Annotated in this window: 4 protein-coding genes; all 4 read left to right on the forward strand. The window is 74.4% G+C overall.

Features of this window, described 5'->3' with window-relative positions:
• Positions 1-142 (forward strand): DUF1674 domain-containing protein (locus tag AX737_RS31910; RefSeq protein ID WP_156453569.1); only part of this gene is annotated, 142 nt, incomplete at its 5' end.
• Between the two features lie 216 nt (positions 143-358).
• The gene (locus AX737_RS07145; protein WP_082772932.1) at positions 359-2,704 is read left to right on the forward strand and encodes an exopolysaccharide transport family protein; all 2,346 of its coding nucleotides are present in this window, start codon (positions 359-361) and stop codon (positions 2,702-2,704) included.
• A 49-nt stretch (positions 2,705-2,753) separates the two neighbouring features.
• Positions 2,754-3,770 carry an NAD(P)-dependent oxidoreductase gene (locus tag AX737_RS07150; protein WP_066920155.1) on the forward strand — a complete coding sequence of 339 codons (1,017 nt, stop codon included), beginning with the start codon at positions 2,754-2,756 and terminating at the stop codon, positions 3,768-3,770.
• A 44-nt stretch (positions 3,771-3,814) separates the two neighbouring features.
• A partial coding sequence (locus AX737_RS07155) for a Gfo/Idh/MocA family oxidoreductase (RefSeq protein WP_197430482.1) occupies positions 3,815-4,959 on the forward strand: 1,145 nt, incomplete at its 3' end.

The raw sequence follows: 4,959 nt of genomic DNA on the forward strand, positions 1-4,959 counted from the left end.
CGCGGAGGCCGCCGCGCGCCGCGCCGCCGTCGATACCCGCGCGGCCGAGATCGCCGCCCGGCCCGAGCGCCTGGGCCGCGGCGGCCTCGAGCCGGTGCGCTACGACGACTGGGAGGTGAAGGGCCTCGCCGTCGATTTCTGAGGCGGCTCCGGCCCCGCGCCCGAGACCACCCCGAAGCGCCTCTGGGAAGCGCCCGCGCCGCACTGCGGTACGATCGGGCTAATCCCGGATTGGAACTCCCAAAACCGGCTCGGGCACGATCCTATCGCCCCGTCCGGCGCCCGCATCTGGAGCCGGGCCGCGCGTCTCGGGGGACATCCCGACGCCGCGCGGACGGCGCGCGATGGCGAGGGCGGGATGAACTGGGTTCCGGAGCAGCCGAACAGGAACGGGAGCCTGTCTCTGCGGGCGCATTACGAGGCCCGCAACCTCGGCATCCTCACGGCGATCTGGCGCCGCCGCCGGGTGATCGCGATCCTGCTGGCGACAGCCCTCGTCGGGGCCGGCGCCGTCTGCCTGAGCCTGCGCGACCGCTACACCGCCGAGGCGATCCTTCAGGTCGATCTCGGCCGGCCGGTCTCGGTACAGCCGGGCCAGCCCGCCCAGAACGTCGCACCCGATACCGGGGCGATCGTCGAGAGCGAGGCCCGGGTGATCCGCTCCCGGGCGGTCGCGCGGCGGGTCGTGGCGGATCTCGACCTCGTGAACGATCCCGCCTTCACGGGGCGCTCGCTCCTCGACCGCCTCGCCTGGTGGCGCGCGGAGCCGGCCGGCCCCGATCCGGACGCCGCCGAGCGCATCGCGGGGGCTCTGGCCTCCGGCCTCACGGTCACCAACGACAGCCGCTCCTATCTGATCACCGTCGCCTACACGGCGGGCGATCCGGTTCGCGCGGCCCGGATCGCGAACGCCTTCGTGGACGCTTACCTGGGCAGCCGCCTGGACATGGGCGTCGCCAACGCCGAGCGCGCCGGCAGCTGGCTCGACGGCCAGATCAAGGCGAGCCGGGCGGAGCTTGAGACGGCCGAGGCCGCCATCGAGGGCTACCGCCAGCGCACGGGTCTGGTCGAGGGCGGCACCGCGAGCATCAGCCTGCCCCAGCAGGCGCTGCGCGACGCGACCGTCCAGCTCGGCGCCGCGACGCAGAACCGCACGGCTGCCGAGGCGCGTCTCGCCCGGGCGCAGGAGATCTTCCGGTCCGGCGGCGTGCCCTCGGCGCAGGATCTCGCCGGCGCGCCGGTGATCCAGCGCATGCTGGAGAACGTCGAGACGGCCAAGCGCGAGGTCGCCGCGCAACTGCTCACCGGGCCGCGCCACCCGCGATACCTGCAGGCCAAGGCCGCGCTCGAGGATGCCGAGCAGCGCCTGCGCGAGGAGGTCGACCGGGCGGTCGACAACCTGAAGAGCGAGGTGCGCACCGCCGCCACGGAGGAGGAAGCCCTGACGGCCCGGGTGGCGGGACTCAAGGCCGAGGTGATCGAGGCGATGGGCTCGGAGGCCAAGCTCCGCGGCCTGCAGGCGAACGCCACCGCGATCCGCGAGCGCCTGAAGCTCCTCGGCGACGCCCACGCCCAGGCGCTGGCGCTGGCCGCGATGAAGTCCTCGACCGCGCAGGTCGTGATGCGGGCCCAGAGCCCGATCGCGCCCTCGGGTCCCCTGCGGGCCCTCTATATCGGGCTCGCGGTGGCGGGCGCCGGGGCGCTCGGGATCGGCTACGCCCTGCTGATGGGCCGGCGCGACACCGGCTTTCGTTCCGGCAGCGAGCTCGCCGAGGACACGGCGCTGCGCTGCCTCGGCATGGTGCCGGACATCTCGACCGCGTCGGGGGCGGGCGAGATCCGGATGTTCGACGAGGCGATCCGGCTGGTGGCCGCCTCGCTCGGCTGGCCGCGGGCCACCGGGGCGCCGCGCGTCCTGCTGGTGGCCTCGTCGGTGCCGGACGAGGGCAAGTCGCTGGTCTGCATGGCGCTTGCCAAGCTGCTCGCCGCGCGGGGCACCCGCACCCTCGTGATCGACGCGACGGGCGCGCGGCCCGCGAGCCCGACGAGCCGGATGCCGAGCCTCGAAGACGCGGTCCTGGGCGATCAGGCCGCGTTCTTCGCCGGCGCACGGGACCACGCCGTCACGGTGCTGCACGGCCGGGGCCGGGCGACCGCGCAGGACTTCTACCTCTCGGACGCCTTCGAGCGCTTCATGGACGGCGCGCGCGAGGCCTTCGACCTCGTGCTGATCGAAGCGCCGCCCGCCATGCTGGTGCTCGACTTCGTGCCGCTGGCCCACGTCGCAGACGCGGCGATCCTCGCGGTGCGCTGGGCCTCGACTCCGCGCAAGACGGTGCTGGCGACGCTGCAGCGCCTCCAGGACCTCTCAGTGCGGGTGCGCGGCCTCGTCCTCACCCGGGTCGATCTCGACCAGCACCGGCACGAACCCTTCGCCGACCAGTGCTCGCACTACCACCGCTACCGGAGCTTCTTCGAGGGCGGCGCTCCGTCGGCCGCGGAAGCCTCGGCGGGCGCGGCGGCGGCCCGGGCCGGCCTGCCCCGTCCGGGCAAGCGGGCATCCGCGGAGCGGACGCCCGCGGAAGCGCGGTTCCCGGACGCGAGGCCGGCCGAGAAGGCCGCCGAGCCCAACCCGCCCGGCCCCAGGTCGGCCGGTCCGAAGGTGGCCGAGCCGCGGCAAGCGGTGGCCGTCCGCGCGCCCTAGGCGCGCGAGCCCGCGCATCCCGCCACACGCAACCGCAGGAGCGACCCCGATGAGGATTATGGTGATCGGCGGCAACGGATTCGTCGGCCGGCCGCTGACGCGGATGCTGGCGGACGGACACGAGGTCTGCGTGCTCGACGCCCTGCGCTACGGGCCGCCGCGATTCCCTCCCGAGGAACTCGCACGCCTCTTCATGATCCACGCCGACATCACCGACCCCGATCAGGTCGCGGCGGCGATGCGCAGCTTCTCGCCGGAGGCGGTGATCCATCTGGCGGCGATCCACTACATCCCGGAATGCGAGCAGGATCCGGTGCTGGCGGTGCGCACCAACGTGGCCGGCACGATGAGCCTGCTCGCCGCCTGCCCGCCGGGCTGCCGCTTCGTCTTCGCCAGCAGCGGCGCCGTCTACGCGCCGGAGAGCCGGCCGCACCGGGAGGACGAATCCCCCCTCGCGCCCAGCGACGTCTACGGCTTCACCAAGCTTCACGGCGAGCACTACGTCCGCCACATGGCGCGCCAGCGCGGCCTCGCGGCGGTGGTGGTGCGGCTGTTCAACGTGATCGGGCCGGGCGAGACCAACCCGCACCTCCTGCCCGAGATCCTCGCCCAGCTCATCGCCGGCCACCGCCGGATCAGCCTCGGCAACCTCACGGCGCGGCGGGACTACATCCACGTGGAGGACGCCGCCCGCGGCTTCCGGGCGGCGGCGCTCGCGGGCGCGGTGGCGCCGGGCGAGTGCGTCACGGTCAACCTCGGCACGGGCCAGGCCTACGCGGTGGGCGAGATCCTGAGCCGCCTGCGGCGCATCGGGGGCGCCGACTTCACGGTCAAGACCGACCCGGCCCGGCTGCGTGCCGTCGACCGGCCGGTGCTCGCCGCCGACATCGCGCGCATCCGCGAGCTGTTCGGCTGGCACCCGCGGCACACGATCGACACCGCCCTCGCCGACCTCTGGGAGCGGCCCGACCTGCCGGCCCACCTCACGGCGAAGTACCGGCCCGTTCCGCTGCCCCGGCCCGCCGCGCGCGAGCCGCTGGCGGCGCTCATGACGCCCGCCTCCTAGGCCACATCCGTTTTCCCGACGACACCCGGAAGGTCCCCAGACGCATGTCCTCGCCCGTCGCCTCCCCGAAAGCCCGCCTCGCCATCATCGGATGCGGCGCCGTGGTGGATCACCACCTTCTCCCGGCCCTGAAGCGGCAGGGCTGGGCTCCGAGCGTGCTGGTCGATCGCTCGCCCGAGCGCCTCGCCCTGCTCGCGGCCCGGGCCGGGCGGCGGCGCGCCGACATCGTCACGGCGTCCGACTGGCGCGAGGTGGCCGACCGCTTCGACGCCGCGCTGGTCGCGACCCCCCACACCACCCACGGCCCGATCGGGCTCGCCCTGCTGGAGGCCGGCAAGCACGTCTTCATGGAGAAGCCGCTGGCCACCACGAGCGCCGCGGGCGAGGCGATGATCGCGGCGGCCGAGCGCCGGGGCCTCGTCCTCGCGGTCGGCCTCCTGCGGCGCAACCTCACCATCGCCGCCTGGACGAAGGCCCTGATCGAGTCCGGCACGATCGGGGCGATCCGGCGGGTCGATGCGCGCGAGGGCTTCGTCTTCAACTGGGCGACGAGCTCGGACGCGCTGCTGCGCCGCGACCTCTCGGGCGGCGGCGTCCTGATGGACACCGGTGCCCACACCCTCGACATCCTGGGCCACTGGCTCGGCGCGATGACGCCGACCCGCTACCGCGACGACGGCGCCAGCGGCGTCGAGGCCGATTGCGTCGCCGAGTTCCTGCTCGATGCCGGCGGCAAGGTCCGGGTCGAGCTGAGCCGCACCCGCAACCTCGCCAACACCGCCCGGATCGAGGGCACGCACGGCCATGTCGAGGTCGCGCTCTACCGCAACGAGGTGGTGGCGGGCTCGGCCAACGCGCTCGCCTTCACGCATGCGGGCGTGAGCGGAAGCACGATGAAGCCGCAACTCTTCCCCGCGCTCTTCGATGCCGAGATGCGCGACTTCCGCGATGCCGTCGCGCAGGGCCGCGCCCCCGCGGTCGGCGGCGCCGAAGGCTTAACCTCGGTGCGGCGGATCGAGCGCTGCTACGCGCTGCGCGAGCCGCTGGAGCAGCCCTGGGATGCCACCCAGGCAGCGCTGGCCGACGGCCTCGCGCCCGGCGCCCGCGTGGTGGTGACGGGGGCGAGCGGCTTCATCGGCGGCCGGCTGGTCGAGCGGCTGGTGCGGGCGGGCATCGACGTCACCTGCAT

Source organism: Methylobacterium sp. CCH5-D2 (genome assembly GCF_001556475.1).
Classification (GTDB): Bacteria; Pseudomonadota; Alphaproteobacteria; order Rhizobiales; family Beijerinckiaceae; genus Methylobacterium; species Methylobacterium hispanicum.